Raw genomic sequence first — 2,254 nt, 5'->3', positions numbered from 1 at the left:
GGGGCCGTGCCGGTACATCGATGCCCGTCGCCACCGACGCCCACCCCTCACCCGACGGCGACGGGCTGATGCACCGGCACGGCCCCGACCCACGACGCACCGGCACCGCACCCGCGCGTTCTAGCTCGCGCGGGCGTCGATCTGCCAGCACGCCGCCGTGAAGCGGACCTCCGCACCGTGGACGAACGGCTCGAACGCGGTACGGACCGCCGGGACGACCCGGGCCCGCGTCGCCTCGTCCGCGTCGCGCAGCGCGATCCCGACCGGCCCGAACCGGCTGAAGTACGGAACCAGCTCCTTCTCGGGCATGACGCACGTCACGTCCACCGGCCGCAGGTCGACCCCGGCCCAGCCCGCCCCCTCCAGCAGCGCCCGCACCCTGCCCGCGTCCGCCAGCGCGAACTGCCCCGGCGCATCCGGCTCACGCGCCGGCAGCCCCGGCACGAGCGGCGCCGCCGCCCGCTCGGCCGTCGTCATGAACGGGTTCTCCGCGATGCCGCGCCAGACGACGAAGCGCAGCCCGGCACCCTCCCTCGCGGCCCGCCGCAGATTGGCGAAGGCCCGCGCCGGATCAGAGAAGAACATGACCCCGAACCGGGAGACGACCGCGTCGAAGGCCGGGGACCCGAAGACGTGGTCCTGCGCGTCGGCGCGGACGAAGGAGGCGGCCACCCCCTCCCGCTCCGCCCGGGCGCGCGCGGCCTCCACCATCGGCTCCGAGATGTCGACGCCGACGCACCGCCCCCCGGGGCCGAGCCGGCGCGCGACGGCCACCGTCGTGCCGCCCGTACCGCAGCCGACATCGAGGACCCGGCCCCCCTGCCCGGCCGGGAACGCCTCGACGAGCAACTCCTCCAGCGGCGCGAACAACGCGTCCACCATGTCCTGGGACTCGACCCAGGCGTTCCCGGCCGGACCGTTCCAGCGCTTCGCCTGCTCGCCGTCCGCCGTACCGCCCGCCGTGCCGTCCGCCCCGCGGTCGGATTCCATGACGCCTCCCGTGCTTGCCCTCATGGTCTGGAGATGACAGCGTCCTACTTCAAGCCGACTTGAGGTCAAGAGGATGCCGGACCTGGACATCGCAGAAGTGGCGCGCCGCGCCAAAGTGCCCGCTTCGACCCTGCGGTACTACGAGGAGAAGGGGCTCATCGCCCCGACGGGCAGGCGCGGCCTGCGCCGGCAGTACGACCCCGACGTGCTGGAACGGCTGGCGCTGATCGCGATCGGGCGTTCCGCCGGGTTCTCGCTGGACGAGATCGCCCGGATGTTCGCACCGGACGGGCGCCCGCGCATCGACCCCCGGACCCTCCTCGACAAGGCCGACGAGCTGGACCGGACGATCACCGAGCTCGCGGTCCTGCGTGACTCCCTGCGGCACACCGCCGCCTGCCCCGCGCCGAGCCACATGGAATGCCCGACGTTCCGCCGGATGCTCGGCGCCGTCGTGTCCGGCGCGCTCGCGGTGCCCGGGAGGCGGGCGCGGCGGGGGCTTTCGCGACCGTAGCGAGACCCCGCCGAGCTCAAGTGATCCGCACACGTCGGGCACAATCGGGACCATGACGACCCCCGACCACCAGTCACCCCTTCCGGACGCCTCGCGACCCGAGGCCAGGGACCGGATCTACCGGTCACCCGCCGGTATCGTGGGCGGCGTCCTCCTGCTGCTCATCGTGGGCTGGCTCGGCCTCGACGCGCTGATCTCCGGACACGGCCGCACCCCTTGGCTGGCGCTCGCCGGGCTGATCCTCATCGTCCCGGTCGTGATCGCCTTCACCCTGCGTCCCGCCGTCTACGCCAACGAGGACCGGCTGCGCATCCGCAACCCGCTGCGCGTGATCGTGCTCCCCTGGGGCAAGGTCGCCTCGCTGCGCTCGCACTACTCGAACGAGGTGGTCGACACCTCGGGCACGAAGTACCAGCTGTGGTCGGTGCCGGTTTCGCTGCGCGCCCGCAAGAAGGCGGCCAGGCAGGCGGCACAGGGGCCGGACGGCCGCGGCGGCGACGGCCGTCCGTCGTCCCTGGGCCGTGCGTCCGCCTTCGGCCGGGGTGCCGCCGCCGACGTGCCGTCCCGCGCCGAGGCCGACCGGGTCATGGACGAACTGCGCGAGCTGGCCGAGGCCCGGGCCACCGCGGACGGCGCGCAGGGCGAGGTCACGGTGCGCTGGGCGTACGAGGTGATGGGCCCCGCGCTCGCCGGCGCCGTCGTCCTGGCGATCCTGCTGATAGTGGGCTGAACGGGCCCCCTTCCCGGAAC

3 protein-coding genes are annotated in these 2,254 nt (G+C 74.0%); 2 read left to right on the top strand and 1 reads right to left on the bottom strand.

Going from position 1 to position 2,254, the window contains the following annotated elements; all coding sequences use genetic code 11:
• Positions 1–120: 120 nt before the first annotated feature.
• Positions 121–990 (bottom strand): class I SAM-dependent methyltransferase, encoded by an 870-nt coding sequence (locus CW362_RS40910; protein WP_103554661.1) that lies wholly within the window; start codon positions 988–990, stop codon positions 121–123.
• A gap of 73 nt (positions 991–1,063) precedes the next feature.
• On the opposite strand from CW362_RS40910, the gene CW362_RS40905 reads away from it, so the two are divergent.
• Together CW362_RS40905 and CW362_RS40900 are read left to right on the top strand one after the other, a co-directional pair.
• Complete coding sequence (locus CW362_RS40905) at positions 1,064–1,504, top strand: helix-turn-helix domain-containing protein (RefSeq protein WP_103554660.1); 441 nt, start codon at positions 1,064–1,066, stop codon at positions 1,502–1,504.
• A 52-nt stretch (positions 1,505–1,556) separates the two neighbouring features.
• Positions 1,557–2,234, top strand: a complete 678-nt coding sequence (locus tag CW362_RS40900; protein ID WP_103554659.1) for a PH domain-containing protein — start codon at positions 1,557–1,559, stop codon at positions 2,232–2,234.
• Positions 2,235–2,254 lie beyond the last annotated feature (20 nt).

This window comes from Streptomyces populi, from assembly GCF_002911015.1.
GTDB classification, from domain to species: domain Bacteria; phylum Actinomycetota; class Actinomycetes; order Streptomycetales; family Streptomycetaceae; genus Streptomyces; species Streptomyces populi.
This window is presented reverse-complemented; position numbering and strand designations above follow the sequence as displayed.